The sequence below is a fragment of the Streptomyces cyaneofuscatus genome (assembly GCF_042718795.1).
In the GTDB taxonomy this organism is placed as follows: Bacteria; Actinomycetota; Actinomycetes; order Streptomycetales; family Streptomycetaceae; genus Streptomyces; species Streptomyces cyaneofuscatus_A.
The window spans coordinates 16,045-34,252 of sequence record NZ_JBHXOX010000015.1; the positions used below are offsets into that span (position 1 = coordinate 16,045).

Sequence of the window (18,208 nt, forward strand, 5' to 3'; positions counted from 1 at the left end):
GGCTGCCGGCCTTCGTAGCCTCTTCCTGTGAAGAGCCTCTCTCCCGTGAACGGGACTTCTGATGGATCCGGCCGGGGTCCGGGTCCGGGCCCGCATCGCCCGGGACATGCACGACGTCCTCGGCCACGACCTCAGCCTCATCGCCCTGTCGGCGGGCGCCTTGAAACTGGCGCCCGGTCTCGACGAGCGGCACCGGCGGGCCGCCCAGGACATCCGGGGCAGGGGCGCCGCCGCGGTGGAACGCCTCGGCGAGGTGATCGGCGTCCTCCGCGCCTGCCCACGACGCCTGGCCCCCGCGAGGCCTGGCCTGCCCACGACGCCCGGCCCCCCATGACACCCGCCCGATAAGCAGCTGATGTCCGCAATGGCATCCGCTTGGCATAAGCCCCGTACCGCATCCGGAGTACGGGAACGGCGCACCGTACCTCTCAGGGAGGCCGCCCACCTCCCCCTGGCGGCACCCGACCGGGTTGCGTCCTCCGTTTAGGGTCGAGGGATGGAGACCCCTACTGTTCGATGGCGGCGCCTGTTGCCCCGTACCCCTGGCCGGTGGGCCGCGGCCGTGGCCGCGCTCGCCGTGCTCGTGGGCGGCGGCACCTGGACCGCCGTCGCCGACGACGGCCCGCCCGCCGTGCAGCGCGAGGACCGGATGCTGCGGCCGGGCGGGGTGGAGATCGACACCTCGTACTTCACCGCCGGAGGTTCCGGTAAGCGGCCCGCCGTGCTCATCGGCCACGGCTTCGGCGGCAGCAAGAACGACGTACGGGCGCAGGCCGAGAAGCTGGCCGCCGACGGGTACGCGGTGCTGACCTGGTCGGCGCGCGGGTTCGGCAAGTCCGGCGGGGCGATCTCGCTCAACGACCCCGACGGCGAGGTCAAGGACGTCTCCGGGCTCATCGACTGGCTGGCGAAGCGGCCCGAGGTCGAGCTGGACAAGAAGGGCGACCCCCGGGTCGGCCTCACCGGCGCCTCCTACGGCGGTGCCGTCTCGCTGCTCGCCGCCGGGCACGACCAGCGGGTCGACGCCATCGCGCCCGTGATCACGTACTGGAACCTGGCCGACGCCCTCTTCCCCGAAGGGGTCTTCAAGAAGCTCTGGGCCGGGATCTTCATCACCACCGGCGGTGGCTGCGAGAAGTTCGAGAAGAAACTCTGCGAGATGTACGAGCGGGTCGCCGTCAGCGGCAAGCCCGACGCGGCCGCGACGAAGCTGCTCACCGAGCGATCGCCCTCCGCCGTCGCCGACCGCATCAAGGTGCCCTCGCTCCTCCTCCAGGGACAGTCCGACTCCCTCTTCCCGCTCGGCCAGGCCGACGCGATGCAGAAGGCGATCAGCGCCAACGGCGCACCCGTCTCCGTGGACTGGATCTCCGGCGGCCACGACGGCGGCGACAACGAGACCGCGCGCGTCGAAGGACGCGTCGGCTCCTGGTTCGACCGCTACCTGAAGGAGGAGACCGGTACCGACACCGGACCCGCCTTCCGCGTCACCCGTACCGGAGGCATCGACTCCACCGACGGCGCCGCCCTCAAGCGCGGCGCGAGCAGCGACACCTACCCGGGGCTGCGCAGCGGCGGCCGGGAGATCCCGCTGCGCGCCGCGGGCGGCGCACCCGGCGGCGGCATCGGCACCACCGACAGGCCGGACGAAACCGGCACCGGCACCGGCACCGACGCCGGCACCGACGCCGGAACCGGAGGAACTGGCAGCACCGGAACCGGCAGCACCGGCACCCCCGCCGACGCCAACAGCAAGGCCGTCTCCACCGAAACGTTCCGCAACCCCGCCGGCTCCGCCCCGCCCGCCATCTCCGCCGTACCCGGCATCGGCGGCGGCCTCTCCCAGCTCTCCTCGCTCGGCGTCGGCCTCTCGCTCGACTTCCCCGGGCAGTTCGGCCGCTTCGAGTCGGCCCCGCTGGCCACCTCCGTACACGTCACCGGCACCCCGACCGCCCGCGTGACCGTCAAGGCGACCGAGGGCCGCGACGCGGTGCTCTTCGGCAAGGTGTACGACGTGTCGCCGGACGGCAGGCAGCAGGTGCTGCCCTCCCAGCTCGTCGCCCCCTACCGGATCACCCCCGACCAGCAGGGCAAGCCGATCGAGCTGGCGCTGCCCGCCGTGGACCACGAGTTCGACGCCGGGCACCGGATGCGGCTCGTCTTCTCCGCGACCGACCTCGGGTACGCGTCCCCCGCCGAGCCCGCCACCTACACCGTGACCGCCGACGGACCGCTGACCGTCCCCACCGCACCCGCCGTCACCACCGCGGCGGCCGCCCTGCCCTGGTGGACCTGGGGCCTCCCGGCCGCCGCCCTCGTCATCGCGGCCGCCCTCCTGCTCACCGCCCGCCGCCGCACCGCGACCCCGGCACCCGACCCCGAACTCACCGACGTACCGCTCCAGATCACCGGGCTCTCCAAGAAGTACGCGAAGTCCGTCGACCGGTACGCCGTGCGCGAGCTCTCCTTCCGCGTCGAGAAGGGCCAGGTCCTCGGGCTGCTGGGCCCCAACGGCGCGGGCAAGACCACCACCCTGCGCATGCTCATGGGGCTCATCGCCCCCGACGAGGGCGAGATCCGCGTCTTCGGCCAGGCCATCCGCCCCGGTGCCCCGGTCCTCTCCCGGGTGGGCGCCTTCGTCGAGGGCGCGGGCTTCCTGCCGCACCTCTCCGGGCGCGCCAACCTGGACCTGTACTGGCAGGCCACCGGCCGCCCCGCCGAGGACGCCCACATCGAGGAGGCCTTGGAGATCGCCGGCCTCGGCGACGCGCTCGCCCGAGCCGTACGGACGTACTCCCAGGGCATGCGGCAGCGGCTCGCCATCGCGCAGGCCATGCTCGGGATGCCGGACCTGCTCATCCTGGATGAGCCGACCAACGGGCTGGACCCGCCGCAGATCCGCGAGATGCGGGACGTGATGATCCGTTACGCGGCCGGCGGCCGGACCGTCATCGTCTCCAGCCACCTCCTCTCCGAGGTCGAGCAGTCCTGCACCCACCTGGTCGTCATGGACCGGGGCCGCCTCGTGCAGGCCGGACCGGTCGCCGAGATCACCGGCTCCGGCGACATGATCCTGGTGACCACGGCCGAGGAGGTGTCCGAGCCGCTCGCCGAGAAGGTCGCCGCCCTGCCCGGCATCGGCTCCGCCGTCCGCACCGACGACGGGCGCGGGCTCCTCGTCCGCCTCGACGGCGCCACCACCTCGCGGCTCGTCGCCGACCTGGTCCGGCTCGACGTCCCGGTCACCGGCGTCGGCCCGCACCGCCGCCTGGAGGACGCCTTCCTCACCCTGATCTCCGGAGGAGCAGCATGAGCGCCCCCGTACAGCCGCCCGAGGCCCGGGTGGAGGCCGAGCACCCGGAAGCCGCCGGCTACCGCGCCGGGCGCACGCTCCCCCTCCGCGTCGAGGCCATGCGCCAGTTGCGGCGCCGCCGCACCCTGCTCATGGGCGGGATCCTCGCCGCCCTCCCCTTCATCCTGATCGTCGCCTTCGCCATCGGCGGCACGCCGGACGGCGAGGACGGCGGCGGGGGAGGCCGGGGCGGCGGCCGGATCAACCTGATGGACGTGGCGACGGAGTCCGCCGCGAACTTCGCCGCCACCTCCCTCTTCGTCTCGGCCGGCTTCCTGCTGGTGGTGCCGGTGGCCCTGTTCTGCGGGGACACCGTCGCCTCCGAGGCGAGCTGGTCCTCGCTGCGCTACCTGCTCGCCGCGCCCGTGCCACGCGTACGGCTGCTGTGGTCCAAGCTCGTCGTCGCGCTCGGCTTCAGCCTCGCCGCGATGGTGCTGCTGCCGGTCGTCGCACTGGCGGCGGGCACGGCGGCCTACGGGTGGGGGCCGTTGAAACTGCCGACCGGGGGAGCGCTGGCGGCCGGGGACACCGTGCCGCGTCTCGCGCTCGTCGTCGCGTTCATCTTCGTCTCGCAACTCGTCACGGCGGGGCTGGCGTTCTGGCTCTCCACGAAGACGGACGCCCCGCTCGGAGCGGTCGGCGGCGCGGTCGGCCTCACCATCGTCGGCAACGTGCTCGACGCGGTCACCGCGCTCGGCTCCTGGCGCGACTTCCTGCCCGCGCACTGGCAGTTCGCGTGGGCCGACGCGCTCCAGCCGGAGCTGGAGTGGGGCGGCATGATCAAGGGGGCGGCGATCTCGGTGACGTACGCCCTGATCCTGTTCGCTCTGGCGTTCCGCGGGTTCAGTCGTAAGGACATCGTGTCCTGAACCTGATGTTCCGCGGTTTCGGCGGCCGCGAAGGCGCCCCGCCCGGCCCCATATGACCCCCGCCCGGCCTCTGTTGCCGCATCGAGATGGTTCCGCAACGCTTTCGTCGACTCCGGTCGGCGGCCTCGTACGTCACATTCACAGGTGTCGGAGACAGGAACGCGACACCGTGATGACGTGGGGGGTTACGGATGGACCAGCGAAACGGCAAGCGGACGACAAGGATCCGGGCGGGGGCGGTGGCGCTTCTGCTCGCGGGCGGGATGGTGCTCACGGCGTGTGGTGCGGGTGGGTCGTCGGACGGCTCCGCCGCCGACAAGCGCTCCGGCGCACGCCCCCCGCAGGGCACGACCGGCGACGGAAAGGGCGCCCCCGACGCGGTGGCACCGGACCAGGGCCGGCCGTCCGAGGCGAGCGGTGAGACAGCCGAGCCCGAGTTCGCCGCCCCGGATTACCTCTCCACCTTCGCCCTGGACGTCGACACCGCCAGCTACGGCTACGCACGCTCCACCCTCGGTAACGGCACGCTGCCCGACCCGGTGAACGTACGGCCCGAGGAGTTCGTCAACAGCTTCAAGCAGGGGTACGAGCGTCCGAAGGGCAACGGTTTCTCCGTCACCGTCGACGGAGCCCGTATCCCTGACGGCTCCGGCCCCTCCGACTGGTCGCTGCTCCGCGTCGGACTGGCCACCAAGGCGGCACCGCCGAGCAGCGAACGCCCGCCCGCCTCGCTCACGTTCGTCGTCGACATCTCCGGTTCCATGGCCGGCCCGGGCCGCCTGGGACTGGTCCAGCAGTCGCTGAACATCCTGACCGACGAGCTGCGCGACGACGACTCCGTCTCCCTCGTCACCTTCAGCGACGAGGCCGATACCCGGCTGCCGATGACCCGCCTCCAGGGCAACCGGAACAAGATCCGGGACGCGGTCGAAGCCATGGAGCCCGCCCAGTCCACCAACGTGGAGGCGGGGATCATGCGCGGCTACGAGGAGTCCGTCAAGGGCCACCGCAAGGGCGTGAACAACCGGGTGGTGCTGCTCTCCGACGCCCTCGCCAACACCGGCGACACCAACGCCGACAACATCCTGGAGCGGATCGACTCCGCCCGCCGCGAGTACGGCATCACCCTCTTCGGGGTCGGCGTGGGCAGCGACTACGGCGACGCGTTCATGGAGCGGCTCACCAACCGGGGCGACGGCCACACCACGTACGTCGGCGACGAAGAGCAGGCCCGCAAGGTCTTCGTCGACCAACTGCCCGCCCACATCGAACTCCGGGCGCGCGACGCCAAGGCCCAGGTCGCCTTCGACCGCAGGAACGTGAAGCAGTTCCGCCTGATCGGCTACGAGAACCGCAAGGTCGCCGACGATGACTTCCGCGACGACAGCGTCGACGGCGGCGAGGTCGGCCCCGGCCACACGGTGACCGCGCTCTACGCCGTACGGCTGCGCGAGGGCGCCTCCGGCGAGGTGGCCAAGGCGACGGTGCGCTGGCTCGACCCCAAGACCCGCAAGGCGTACGAGGAGAGCGGCTCGGCCCGCACCGGCACGATCGACGGCGCGCTGTGGGGCGGTGACGCGCAGCGGCTCCAAGTGGCGGCCGTGGCGGCGTACTTCGCGGACACCCTGCGCGGCGGCGACCTGCCCGGCACGCCCGCACTGAGCGAACTGGCCTCACGCGCCAGGAAGCTGGCGACCGAGACCGAGGACGATTCCGTACGGAAGCTGGCGACGGCGATCGGTCAGGCGGAGGCGCTCAGGAACGGGACCGAGCCGGAGGGCGGGGGCGACGAGGGCGAGGGAGAGATCGGCTGAGCCGCTCGGCAGCGGGAACGAACGGGGCGGCGGTCACACTGTTCGCACAGTCAGGCGAATGCGGCTGTGCGAACGGCTGTCCCCGGCCATGATGACCGCCACGACCGCCACGACCGCCACGACCGCCACGACCGCCGCGACCTCTCACACGTTGGGCACCTTGAGCCGGTCCCAGCTCGACTTCCCCGGGATGCCGTCCGCGGCGGTGCCCGTGTAGCCGAGCTTGCGCTGCCAGGCGGCGTACGAGTTCCGGTCCGCCGTGGACCAGGCCGGGCCGGGCCCCACCGTGTAGCGGCCGCACCCCTCGGCCACCAGGCGCTTGCCCATCGCCGTGACGATCGGGCTCTTGCGGCCGGCCGTGAAGAAGGCTGCCCCGGGAAACGGCTCGTACGTCGGTTTCGGAGGCGGCTGCGAGGGCCCGTCCGGCGCACCGTCCAGCCGCTTGCCGATCCGGGTGCGCATCGAGCCCATGGTGAAGCCGCGCGGGTCGACCTTGCCCGGCTGCCACTCCAGGTGCCCGATCACCGACCGCTCACCCCAGCCGTGCGCACGGCAGACGGCGGCGGCGGCCCGCTCGATCGCCAGCAACTGGGCGGCCGGCCAGGGATCCTTCCCATCCCCGAGGTTGACGCACTCGAAGCCGTAGAAGTACCGGTTGCCGTCGGTGTTGGCCTCGTTGTCCGGCGGCAGGGCCTTCTCCGCGACGACGGCGCGCAGGACGTCGTCGTCGCCGAGCCCGGCGTGGTTGGCGCGCCCGTTCCCGACGAGGTGGACGGTCCCGTCCTTGGCGATCACCCCGTGGCAGAGGGGGCCGGGGAGGGCGGAGTGGCCGTCGTAGCAGAGCTCGACGGAGGAGGCGGTGCCCGAGGTGACGGTGTGGTGGATCATGACGCCGTGCGTCGGGCCCCAGGGCCCCTTGTGATTCCGGTTGTTCGTACGCCAGCTCCGGTGTTCGACGACGTGGAGGCCTTCGTCGCGGAGGGCTTTGAGCAGCTTGTCGGCGGACAGCGGCGTCGCCATCGTGGCGCTCCTTTCCCGGTGGTGCGGGGGTTCGCAGAGTTGTTCGAGGGGTGGTGGGCAGGCTCGGATGCCGGACGGCACAACGAAGTTGCGCTCGCCCGAACGGGTTTGCGGAGAGGTGGGGGCGCCCAGTGACGGGATTCCGCCTACGGGCCGTACAGGATCGATTTGCCCGTTCTTGCGCCGCCCTGAACGTCCTCCCGTACCGAACGTTTCGTCGGCCCGCCACCCTTGTGCTGCGGATTCCGCTTAGAGGGATGCGAGAGGTGGATGGGGCGGGATTTCCGGCGCCGGGATGCGGTGCGCGGTGCGGCGGGCAGGGCGCGCAGGCGGGGCGGCGTGCGCCGGACGGGCGCTCCACGGCCACACCGGCGAGCTGCTGAACCTCACGGTCATCGTGGCGCTGTACACAGTGGTCGTTTCCGGTGACCGCCGCCGCACTCTGTGGACCGGCCTGGTCGCGGCGACCGTCCAGGGGGTGGTGGCCCTGATCGCGGGCCGGGACGTGTGTCAACCCTCGCAGGAGTTGCCGGTCCTGGAGGTGGTGTGGCCGCTCGTACCGCTGCTGCCGGGGGAAGGGCCTCCGGTGCGGTAGCACCACACCGCTCGCTCGCTCGCTCGGTCGCCGATGTCGACGCCGTAGCCGCGGCTCAGGCGGACCGGCCCGTGGTCGTGCCCCTGGCCGACCGCGCGAAACCGCCAGGCCTGCCCGGCCTGTCACGCGGCGAGGGAGGGCGGCGCCAGCGTGTCCTGAGCTCCTGTCGCCCCGCGGCCAGTTGTTCCGTCGGGAGTTTCAGGGTGCGGCTGGACAGATCAATCGACGACGGGTGAACACGCACGCGATGCACCTGACGAACACGAGTGATCTTGGTGGAGAACGCGTCCACCGGGAGCTTCGTCGTTGCCCGTGCCTGTCCGACTCGCGGTCAGCACCACCAGCTTGGAAGAGGCTCAGTTCATGGTCGGGGCTCCGTCGTTCGGGGGTGAGACTCGGGGAAGTAAGGGGCTGCCGGGGAGAACACGATCGAGCTGGCTCCGCGATGTGACGCCGAGCTTCGCGAAAACCTTCCGCAAGTGGTATTGAACGGTATGCGTGCTCAGGAAAAGACGCATGCCGATCTCCGGGTTGGTGAGTCCGTCGCGAGCCAGGCGCGCGATCCGCGCCTCTTGAGCTGTGAGAGGTTCGTGCGGGGCCATCTTTGGACGGCTGTTGACTTTCGCACCCGCCGCCTTCAGCTCCCCCCTCGCCCTTGTAGCGAAGCCGATGAGACCCATCTCGTTGAACAGTGAGTACGCCTCACGTAGCCTTTCCTTCGCCTCGCTTTTACGGCCCTCTCTTCTAAGCCACTCGCCGTAAAGCAGGTGGGCACGGGCGGTTTCAACGTGCACATGTGTTCTTCCGAGCAGAGCAGTGGACTTCTCATAGGAGCTTGCCGCTTCGTCCCCCGCACTTAGCAGTGCGTGGACCCGAGCCAAAATTCCTGCCCCCCAGTCCTCATCGCCGGTCAGTTCTGCCAAACGCTGGTAGCACCACATGACGGATGAACGGTCGCCCAGACGCGATGCCGCCTCGGCCATCTCGGAGAATGCCCAGATCGTCTCGATCTGCTCGCCCGCAGTCCGACATGCCTGCTGAGCGGCTGAAAAGGCCATGTCATAGCGGCCAACAGAATTATAGAGAACTGCGCTGGCCCAGTGGGCGAACGTGACACCTGTGCCTTCACCATGGCGGGTGGCCTCCTCGATGGCCGCGCGCGTGAGCCTTGTCGTCGTGGGTTCGTCCCCCCTGAAGGCGGCCAGGATGAACGAAGCGTATGGTGTTGCGCGGCCTCCGATCTCCGCAGTGATCGTTTCGATCTCGTCGACCAGCGAAGCAGCAGAGGCCAATTCCCCGGCGAAGAGAAGGGCGCAGGCGCGAGAGGTCAGTGCGAGCGGCAACTCGCTCAAGGCTCCTATCTCTCTCGCCGCACTCACATGTATGACGGACAGGGTGTCCCAGCGCTGATAGCTCCAGATGCGAAGGGCGGCACCCACCGATGCGAGCCAGAACCAGCGTAGGTTCTCGCGCATCGAAGAAACGTCTTCGAATCTTGTCAGTGCCTCGCGAAGTGCGTTCTGCGCACATGAGCAACCGTGTTCGAAATAGACGATCAAACCGTCGAGGAGGAGGTCTGGGGCGCAGGGGGCCGGGGAGGGGGGTGCGCTTGCGGCCTCCCGCACGACGTGTCGCAGACAGCTTCCGTCCACCGACAGGCGCCCGGCGAAGATGGCCGCGGACAACGCGTCGAGGTAGGCGGTTCGGCACAGCGCCGCGTCCACCGGCCGCAGCTTTCTCGCCGCTCCCAGAAGGAGGAGGGCGGCTTGGCCTCCCCGCTCGGTGATGAAGGCGATCTGGGCGTGGAGCACGTCGATGTCCGCACGCCGTCGGCCGCCTACAGCCACTGGGTCGATCATCTCAAGAAGGTCGCGTGCCAGATCTACTGCGCCGATCCGGATGTGCACCTCAGCAGCGTTCAAAGCCCTCTCGGCGCGCCTCGCACTGTTGGGGGTGAGGATCACTGCACGTCTCTGGAAGGCGGCTGCGGCGGCCAGGCCCCCGCGGCGGCCGGCCCGTTCCGCCGACCGGACGAGTGCTGACGCGACCTCCTCGTCAGGCCCGATCGCCGCCTGCGCCCTGTGCCAGGCACGTCGATCCGGATCGACGTGCTCTTCCGTGCTTTCGGCCAGGGCCTCATGCGCCGACCGTCGGTTGGCCGGCGAGGCGGCCTGGTAGGCCACCGAACGCGACAGCGGGTGCCGGAACGACACACGGGTGCCGAACTCGGCTATGCCTGCGTCTGAAAGTGCCGCCGCCATCTCGACTCCGATGCGGAGTTTGGCAGCGGCCTTCCACACCAGAGCTGAGTTTCCCGTGGGATCAGCGGCCGCCAACAGAATCAGCATGCGAGCATCGTCCGGCAGCGCGTCGATGCGACGCCTGAAGCTCTCTTCGACTCTGCCTGTAGGCGTTGAGGACGATGGCACCCCGAACCCTCCGGCCATCTCCGCTGCGGACATCCCACGCGGTAGTTCGAGAAGGGCCAAGGGGTTACCGCGAGCCTCGGCGATGACCTGCGTGCGTACCTCCCGGTCCAGCGGTCCGGTCAACATGGAATCCAGAACTGCGCCGGCATCGGACGGTGACAAGTTGCCAACCTCCAGATGAGGCAGAGCGCTCAGGTCGGCCCCAGGAAGGCGGGTGGCGAACACCAGACCCACCGATTCCGCGCCAAGGCGTCGGGCAACGAACCCGAGAATGCGGGCGGACTCCGAATCGAGCCACTGGTGATCATCCACGAGGCAGATGAGGGACTGGCGCTCTGCGATGTGAGCGAGCAGACCAAGCACCGCCATGCCGATCATCATCGGATCGGGCGCGCATCCCCTGCCGTCGAACACCGCCCGTAGGGAGTCACGTTGAGACGGCGGCAGGTTGCCCAGATGGTCCAGCAGCGGCGCGCAGAGGTAGTGCAGCCCCGAGAACGCCAGCTCCATCTCGGATTGGACGCCGACACACCGGATCACCCGGCTCCCGGTGGCCGACCTCGCCAGGTGCTCCAGCAAAGCGGTCTTCCCGACACCCGGCTCACCGTGCACCACCAGCACCCGGCTGGTCTGTTCAACCTGGACGGACGAGACGAATTCCGAGAGTGCCGCCAACTCCGCTGTGCGACCTATCAGCGGCCCGCCGAACTGTTGCGCCGTCAAACTCCGAGGCATGGACACGAACCTGATGCTATCGCCCCGACTGATCAAAAGGACTACCCGGTGGGGGATGCGGCCGAGTCCCGCCCACGGCAGGGTTGTTCGTGTCCATCGGCCAATCTGATCGACGGAACGTCCGGTCACCCAGGCCGGCTTCTCGACTGACAAGATCATTCACGTGGGAGGCGCTGGGGATATCCGCGAAGGTCCGCCTCCGTCGCGTCGGAGCCTGCGGAACTGATAGCTATCACCCGCGGGAACGGCCCACCCGAACCTCACGCCGGCGCCCTGAATAAGTAATTCGGAATATCCATCTTTCGCTAAATATGACAATAATGTCATTCTTGCGATGGGTGTCACCGATGCACTGCTGGTCGAAAATCGCCTTCTCGGCTTTCTGTGGTTAGACGGGGTCCCCTCGCTTGAGCGGGCTGCCGCCTCGCCTCCGATTCTGAAAATCAGGAGAGAATTCTTGTCCGATAACGCGAGGGAACCCGCAGACGACGGTCGCGTGTCACCGTCCACGACTGACGCGTCGAGTGGGCCCTTTCAAAACGCAATCGCCTGCCCACCCTCTTCCCGGCCGACAACGTTTTGCTCGCAATGTTTGATTCCGCCACCACGAAGTCAAAATGATCTGCAGCCAAACGCGCAACCATCAACCTCCGAAACGCCGACAGGAGGGTGTGGACGCTTTCCGCAGTCCCCCCGACGCACTCTGTCTCCCGGTGATGCGGCGGCACGAATGGCCGCATATGGGTCGTTGATCGCCGGGCTCGCTGCGATCGCCGCACTCATCTTCACCGGCGCCTCCACGATTTACACGGCGCGAGCCACCGAGGCCCAGACACGGCAAGCGCAACAAGAGGCGCAGCAAGCGCAGAACGAGGATGACCAAGACGCAAAAGCGCAGGCGGCCAGCCTTAACGTGCTGTATGAGAACGGTGGCGACTCTGTCGAGATTTCAAATTCGTCGAATCGAGCGATCTACAAAGTAGAAATCGCTTTCGCGCTAAGGGTCGATTCGTCAGATCTACGTTATATGGCGGACGCCATCGTCGGCGACCTCGGTCCCTGCCAAAAAAAGGTCGTGAATGTCGCCAAAGGGGCAAGCAGGTACTACGGAATTGGCGTGAACGAAAGCGATGCAGTCAGCTCATTCAATCAGCTGGGCGTCGTGGCTCAATTCTATGACGCCGATGGAGTAATGTGGTGGCGTGATACCGGGACATTCTTCACGGATGAAAACGTGACTCCGGAACTGAGGCCTGCGCGCCAGAAAAACGCGCGGCCGGGGTCTGGCTCCATCGAACCGCATAACGCACGGGAAGATAAAGACTGGGCGCACGCCGATCTGCTCGAAGAGGGTAATCAGCTTATTTTCCAAGACACAGAAGAGAAAGTCAGTAACACGCCTAATTGTGATCGACAGCACTGAGTCCTTTTCAGCCTGACGGTGGGGCTGTGGTGTTGGTCGGTGTGGGCTGTACGGAACGACGAAGCTCCTGGTGGACGGGTTCTCGACCAAGATCACCCATGTCCACCGGGAGCTTCGCGTGCTTGTCTGCCCCTCCTCGATCGACCTGTCCAGCAGAACCCTGCAGCACCTGGCCGAGCAGCTTGCAGTCCGGCGACGGGAGATCGGTACGCGGTGGCGACGACTGCCCGCCGGCCGTCAGGCCCTGCTCGGCTTGGCCCACCTGCGGTGCGGCGACACCTACGCCCAGCTCGCCGCCGGGTTCGGAATCGGCATCGCGACCGTCTACCGGTACATACGCGTTCGGCCGACTGCTCCGGGCGTCACCAGCCCTGCCCGGAGCCACTCACGACCTGACCGCGGCCCGAAGCCATGGCATCGTCGACGCGCTCGCCACCGCGGGCCTGAAGTGCTGGGCGGACAAGGCCTGCCAAGGCGCCGGCCGGCACATCCGAGTCCCCTTCCGGGGCCGAAGGCTCAAGCGCTGGAAGCAACGGCACAACAGCAGTCACGCCAAGATCCGCTGCGTCGGCGAGCAGGCCATGGCCGTGCTGAAGGGATGGCGCCTCCTGCGGAAGCTCCGCTGCAGCACCAACCGGATCACCGACATCGTGAAGGCAGTCCTCGTCCTCCACCACGCCTCGCCATGAGATTGGAAGGCTCAGTGCCGGTCCTGCTGGCCATCTACGCCCGCTGTGTACCCGGTCAGCTTTCGGAGCTCAGGAAGCGGATGGAAGCCGGGGAAGCCCTGCCCAAGCTGCCTCACGCGGGGCCATGAGCAGCGCGGAGACCTTCACCGTGGATTCTCCGTAGCCGCCGCACCAAGCCCGTGACAGCCGGACAGCGCGGTACCTTCCTTGTGGCCGCGTAGGGTCGGTCCAGCGCTTACCTTCTCGCTACGCGGCGCTCGGTAGCGTGCCCCCGAACAGCGAAAAGGCCCTCCGATGCGGAGGGCCTCACGGTTGTGCGGTCGGTGCGCCCCCGGCAGGACTCGAACCTGCGGCCAAGCGCTTAGAAGGCGCCTGCTCTATCCACTGAGCTACGGGGGCCGGGAGCCCTGATCGGGTGGTTCCGTGGCCGTGCCGGGACAAGGATAGGGCTCCGATCGCCTGGACCCGGTTGCTTCACCTGCGTGGCACGATGTGGAGGTTCGGTGAAGCGAACCGATAATCGCAGGTGAGTGCGGATCGTGCATAGCTTTTCGCGCCATGCGGCTCGGGTGTTGTGCACTCGTTATGCCTGCGCCCCACTCGTCCCTCTTGTCCGGACTCCGTCCCGACCCCGCCTGGACGCTGTCCAGAGGGTGGAACCGCCGCGCAGAGGGGTCTATAAGCTTCAAAAGGGCTCCAAAATTGGGCATTCTTCGCATGTGGTGACCATGGACGTACGGCCTCAGCTCATCGACGCACTTTCCGCCCTGCGCGACCGTGTCGCCGCCGTGCGTCTTCCACTCCCGCTGCCGGGGGCCGAACGCGCCCGGCAGACGAGGGTCGAACTCCTCGCACAGCTCGACGACTACCTCCTGCCCCGGCTCAAGGACCCCGAGGCCCCGCTGCTCGCCGTGATCGGCGGTTCCACCGGGGCCGGGAAGTCCACGCTGGTCAACTCGATCGTGGGGTGCCGGGTCAGCGAGGCCGGGGTGCTGCGGCCCACCACCCGTACCCCGGTGCTGGTCTGTCACCCCGACGACCACCACTGGTTCGCCGGCGTACGGGTGCTGCCGCAGCTCACCCGGATCTGGCTGCCGCCGGGTCAGACCCCGGACCCCGACGGGCTCGACGACCTCGGGGCGGGCGCCGACGACGAGGGGAACGTGCTGCGGGTGGAGACCGCTCTCAGCCTGCCCCGCGGTCTCGCCATCCTCGACGCCCCCGACATCGACTCCCTCGTCGTACGCAACCGGGTCCTGGCCGCCGAACTCATCTGCGCCGCCGACGTCTGGGTGATGGTCACCACGGCGTCCCGTTATGCCGACGCGGTGCCCTGGTACCTGCTGCGTACCGCGAAGGAGTACGACGCCGCCCTCGTCACCGTCCTCGACCGGGTGCCCCACCAGGTGATCGCCGAGGTCTCCCGGCAGTACGCGGCGCTCCTGACCCGCGCCGGACTCGGGGACGTACCCCGCTTCACCATCCCCGAGCTCCCCGAGTCGGCGGGCGGTGGCAGCGGGCTGCTCCCCACCACCGCCGTCGCCCCGCTGCGCGCCTGGCTCACCCACCGGGCCCAGGACCCCGCCGCCCGGCAGCAGGCGGTGGGGCGTACGGCCTCCGGGCTCATCGAATCGCTGAACGTACGGATGCCCGAGCTCGCGTCGGCCGTCGCCGCGCAGTACGCGGCGTCCGTACGGCTCACCGGCGTGGTCCAGGACGCGTACGGCAAGGAGGCAGACCGGATCCGGCGCAGGCTCCAGAGCGGGGCGGTCCTCTCCGGGGACGCGCGGACCCGGTGGCGCGGCTACCCCCTCTACAGCGCCCCCGGCGAACTCCTCGAAGCCCTGGTGGACAGCCTGATCGCGCTCCTCCAGTGCGCCGTCTCCGCCGCCGACGACCAGATCCGTACGCAGTGGAGCCGCGAGCCCGCCGCGGGGGTCTTCCGGTTCGAGGGCGCGGGCCGGGAAGCCGGGGGGTGGGGGCCCGTCGAGGACATCGAGGGCCGGATCGCCGTGGCCGTACGGCGGTGGCGGCGGGTCCTGGAGGAGCTCGCCGAGGAGGAGGTGCGCCAGCTCGAACGCAGCGTGGCGCCCGACCCCGAGGCCGTCGCCGCCCTGCTCGCGGCGGCCCTGCTGGGCGGGCGGCGGGCCCGTACGGCGGGGGAGCAGCTCGCCGAACGCATCGGGGCCCAGGGCGCGCTGCGCCTGCGCGACAAGGGTGGGGAGCTGCTGACGACCTATCTGGACCAGGCGCTCGGCGGCGAACGCGAACGCAGACTCGCCCCGCTCGACGCCCTCGACGTCGCCCCCGAGCCGCAGGCCGCACTGATCGCCGCGCTTTCCGTACTGCAGAAGGAGAGGTGGCAGCGATGACTGCCGTCACGGACGAGGACCAGGGCAACGGCACGGCGGGGACGGGGGAGGGGACGGCGTCGACGGAGGGGCAGGCTCCGGGCAAGGAGGCCGGGCGCTGGGACGACGGGCTCATCGCGCGGCGTGCGGCGGCGGTCGATGTCCGGAACGGTGATTCCGGAACCGGTGATCCCGGGACCGGCAGTGGAGCCGGAAGCGGTGATTCCCTTACGGGCGATGGCGCCGCCGACTCCGCAGGGCCAGCCCCTGGGGACGAGGACGACGACGTACGGCCGCAGGTCGAGGCGTACGGGCCCTCCGGCGGCCCCCTCCCCACCCGCCTCGACGCCCTGCGCGAACTCATCGGCCTCTCCCGCGCCCGCCTCGACCGGGACACCCTCGCCGAGGCCGGACGCGTACTGGACGAAGCGGCCGCGCGGCAACGGCTCTCCTCGCGGCACACGGTCGTCGCCATCGCCGGGGCCACCGGGAGCGGCAAGTCCACCCTGTTCAACGCCCTCTCCGGCGCCCAGATCTCCGACACCGGGCTGCGCCGCCCCACCACCTCCCAGCCCATCGCGTGCAGTTGGACCGACGGGGCCGCGGGGCTCCTCGACCGCCTCGCCATCCCCGGCCGCCTCCGCCGCAGGCCCCACCCCGGACCCGCCGCCTTCGACGAGGCGCTCCAGGGGCTCGTCCTGGTCGACCTGCCCGACCACGACTCCGCCGCGACCGCCCACCGCGACCAGGTGGACCGGGTGCTGGCGCTGGTCGACGCGGTGATCTGGGTGGTCGACCCGGAGAAGTACGCCGACGCCGCCCTGCACGAGCGCTACCTGCGCCCCCTCGCCGGGCACGCCGAGGTCACCTTCGTCGTCCTCAACCAGATCGACCGGCTCCCCGGCGAGGCCGCCGACCTGGTCCTCGACGACCTCCGCCGGCTCCTGGACGAGGACGGCATGGCGCTCGGCGAGCACGGCGAACCCGGCGCCACCGTCATGTCCCTCTCCGCGCTGACCGGCGACGGGGTGCCCGAACTGCGGGAGATGGTCGGCCGGTTCGTCCAGGACCGCACGGCCGCCACCCGGCGGCTCTCCGCCGACGTGGACGCGGCGGCGGCGCGGCTGCGCCCCGTGTACGTGGCGGAGGGGCGGCCGGGGCTGGGGGAGCGGGCCCGGGAGGAGTTCACCGACCGGCTGGCCGAGGCTGTGGGAGCGGCCGCCGCCGGGCAGGCCGCCGAGCGGGAGTGGCGCAGGAACGCGGGGCGGGCCTGCGGGACGCCGTGGCTGCGGCTGTGGCGCTGGTACGAGTCCCGGGGGCTGCCGGGCAGCCTGGACCGGATGGGCCAGGCGCTGGCCCCGCCCGAGGAGGAGCCGACCGCCCGGCAGCGTGTGGAGCAGGCGGTCCGGACCGTCGCGGACGAGGCCTCCGCCGGACTCCCCGCCCCCTGGGCGCAGGCGGTGCGCGAGGCGGCGTTCTCCGGGGCGAAGGGGCTGCCGGAGGCGCTGGACGAGCTGGCGGCGAAGGCGGCTGCGGGGGGCGGTTCCGCCAAGAGGCCGGGCGGCTCCGGTCGGTTCGGTACGGCGGCGGGCCGGGGTCCGGCCACGGGCGTGGCGCTCGGCGGCCGGCCGGCCAGACCGCCCCGGCCGAAGTGGTGGCCCGCCGCCGTACTGGCCCAGGTGTCCATGACGCTGCTCCAGGTCTTCGGCGGTCTGTGGCTGCTCGGCCAGATCGTCGGGGTCCTGGAGCCGGGGCTCGTGCTCCCCGCGCTGATCATGCTGGCCGGAGTCGTCGGCGGCCCGCTGGTGGAGTGGTCCTGCGCGGCGGCGATCCGGGGCCCCGCCCGGCGCTACGGGCAGGACGCCGAACGCCGGCTGCGCGAGGCGGCGGCCGGGTGCGGCCGGGCCAGGGTCCTGGACCCGGTCTCGGCGGAGCTGGTGCGGTACCGGGAGGTGCGCGAACGGTACGTGGCGGTGACGGAGTTTTCCACAACCGGTCAGTAGTCCACAGGCTTGGGCGCGCATTGCGTCCTGCCCCCACCATGAAGTCAGTGCCGGAAGCCGGTGCCGGACACCGACAACGGGCCGGACATCGACAACGGACCCGACATCGACAACGACGGAAAACGGGGGCGGGAAATGAACGAGACGATGGTGACGCTGGTGGGAAACGCCGCCACGGCGGTGGAGTTCCGCGAGACGGCCACGGGGGGAATGGCGCGCTTTCGCTTCGCCGTGACCCCGAGGCGCAGGGACCGCGAGACGCAGCTCTGGGCGGACGGACCCACCAGCTTCTACACGGTGTGGGCGTGGCGGACGCTCGCCGCCAACCTGGCCGCCTCGGTGGCGATCGGGGAACCTCTGGTGGTGCACGGCCGGTTGAAGGTGCGCGAGGAGGAACGGGAGGGCGGGCGGCGGACGTTCGTGGACGTCGAGGCGGTCGCGGTCGGCCACGATCTGAGCCGTGGCACCGCCGCCTTCCGCCGGGTCGTCAGGATCGAGCCGGCGCTGACGGCGGCCTCGCACAGCAGAGCTGACGGAGAGTCGGACGGCGGTTCCGGCGCGTCACGGGCCCTGTCGGAACGAGCCGCCGAAAAGGTGGCCGTGTCCTGAAAGGGCTGGTCGCAGGGGCGGCCCGGCGATAACGATTCCGATTCGGAATGGTTGGCCGGGGGCGGTACGGGGGAATGTGGTTCGCCCGGTCCTTAGGATTCCCAGAGCTCATGGATCACTTGAGTCTGCTGGCGGGGCATTCCCCACACGCGCACCACGCGCGAGGGTCCCGCCCGGAGGGGAATTCTGTGTCTTCTGCGCCTTCAGTGTCCGCTTCGCCGTCCGACGCGAAGGCGGTGCACGCCGCCCGCGACAGAGCGTCGCGGGCCGGGAAGGCCACAAGGACCGGGCGGCTACGACGCGGCCGGGCCTTTCTCCG

Annotated in this window: 10 protein-coding genes, 1 tRNA gene and 2 pseudogenes; 10 read left to right on the forward strand and 3 right to left on the reverse strand. The window is 70.1% G+C overall.

Features of this window, described 5'->3' with window-relative positions; all coding sequences use genetic code 11:
- Nucleotides 1-55 precede the first annotated feature (55 nt).
- From ACFWRT_RS18585 to ACFWRT_RS18600, 4 genes and pseudogenes are all read left to right on the forward strand, one after another.
- Nucleotides 56-307 (forward strand): annotated as a pseudogene (locus ACFWRT_RS18585) (histidine kinase dimerization/phosphoacceptor domain-containing protein); the annotation flags it as partial.
- Nucleotides 308-496: 189 nt separating this feature from the next.
- Entirely contained in the window at nucleotides 497-3,313 is a 2,817-nt protein-coding gene (locus tag ACFWRT_RS18590) for an alpha/beta fold hydrolase (RefSeq protein WP_380953373.1), read from the forward strand.
- Nucleotides 3,310-4,221, forward strand: coding sequence for an ABC transporter permease (locus tag ACFWRT_RS18595; protein ID WP_380953374.1), 912 nt, complete (start codon nucleotides 3,310-3,312; stop codon nucleotides 4,219-4,221). Before ACFWRT_RS18590 ends, ACFWRT_RS18595 begins: the two co-directional genes overlap by 4 nt.
- Before the next feature lie 191 nt (nucleotides 4,222-4,412).
- Entirely contained in the window at nucleotides 4,413-6,035 is a 1,623-nt protein-coding gene (locus ACFWRT_RS18600; protein ID WP_380953375.1) for a vWA domain-containing protein, read from the forward strand.
- 144 nt (nucleotides 6,036-6,179) lie between these two features.
- Here the strand turns inward: ACFWRT_RS18600 and ACFWRT_RS18605 are convergent, their stop codons facing one another.
- Nucleotides 6,180-7,055 (reverse strand): peptidoglycan-binding protein, encoded by an 876-nt coding sequence (locus ACFWRT_RS18605; protein WP_380953376.1) that lies wholly within the window; start codon nucleotides 7,053-7,055, stop codon nucleotides 6,180-6,182.
- A 307-nt stretch (nucleotides 7,056-7,362) separates the two neighbouring features.
- On the opposite strand from ACFWRT_RS18605, the gene ACFWRT_RS18610 reads away from it, so the two are divergent.
- Nucleotides 7,363-7,650: a hypothetical protein gene (locus ACFWRT_RS18610; RefSeq protein WP_380953377.1), complete on the forward strand. Its 288-nt coding sequence runs from the start codon at nucleotides 7,363-7,365 to the stop codon at nucleotides 7,648-7,650.
- 356 nt (nucleotides 7,651-8,006) lie between these two features.
- Here the strand turns inward: ACFWRT_RS18610 and ACFWRT_RS18615 are convergent, their stop codons facing one another.
- Nucleotides 8,007-10,814: a helix-turn-helix transcriptional regulator gene (locus ACFWRT_RS18615; protein WP_380953425.1), complete on the reverse strand. Its 2,808-nt coding sequence runs from the start codon at nucleotides 10,812-10,814 to the stop codon at nucleotides 8,007-8,009.
- A gap of 748 nt (nucleotides 10,815-11,562) precedes the next feature.
- Between ACFWRT_RS18615 and ACFWRT_RS18620 the strand changes: the two genes are divergently transcribed.
- On the forward strand, nucleotides 11,563-12,237 hold the full coding sequence (locus ACFWRT_RS18620) for a hypothetical protein (protein WP_381121319.1): 675 nt from the start codon (nucleotides 11,563-11,565) through the stop codon (nucleotides 12,235-12,237).
- Between the two features lie 118 nt (nucleotides 12,238-12,355).
- Nucleotides 12,356-12,926 (forward strand): annotated as a pseudogene (locus tag ACFWRT_RS18625) (transposase).
- 326 nt (nucleotides 12,927-13,252) lie between these two features.
- Here ACFWRT_RS18625 and ACFWRT_RS18630 read toward each other — a convergent pair.
- Nucleotides 13,253-13,325, reverse strand: a tRNA-Arg gene (locus tag ACFWRT_RS18630).
- A 329-nt stretch (nucleotides 13,326-13,654) separates the two neighbouring features.
- Here ACFWRT_RS18630 and ACFWRT_RS18635 point away from each other — a divergent pair.
- From ACFWRT_RS18635 to ACFWRT_RS18645, 3 genes are all read left to right on the forward strand, one after another.
- The gene (locus ACFWRT_RS18635; protein ID WP_380953379.1) at nucleotides 13,655-15,298 is read left to right on the forward strand and encodes an ATP-binding protein; all 1,644 of its coding nucleotides are present in this window, start codon (nucleotides 13,655-13,657) and stop codon (nucleotides 15,296-15,298) included.
- On the forward strand, nucleotides 15,295-17,280 hold the full coding sequence (locus ACFWRT_RS18640) for a GTPase (protein ID WP_380953380.1): 1,986 nt from the start codon (nucleotides 15,295-15,297) through the stop codon (nucleotides 17,278-17,280). The genes ACFWRT_RS18635 and ACFWRT_RS18640 overlap by 4 nt, the downstream gene beginning before the upstream one ends.
- A 135-nt stretch (nucleotides 17,281-17,415) precedes the next feature.
- Nucleotides 17,416-17,889, forward strand: a complete 474-nt coding sequence (locus ACFWRT_RS18645) for a single-stranded DNA-binding protein (protein WP_380953426.1) — start codon at nucleotides 17,416-17,418, stop codon at nucleotides 17,887-17,889.
- Nucleotides 17,890-18,208 lie beyond the last annotated feature (319 nt).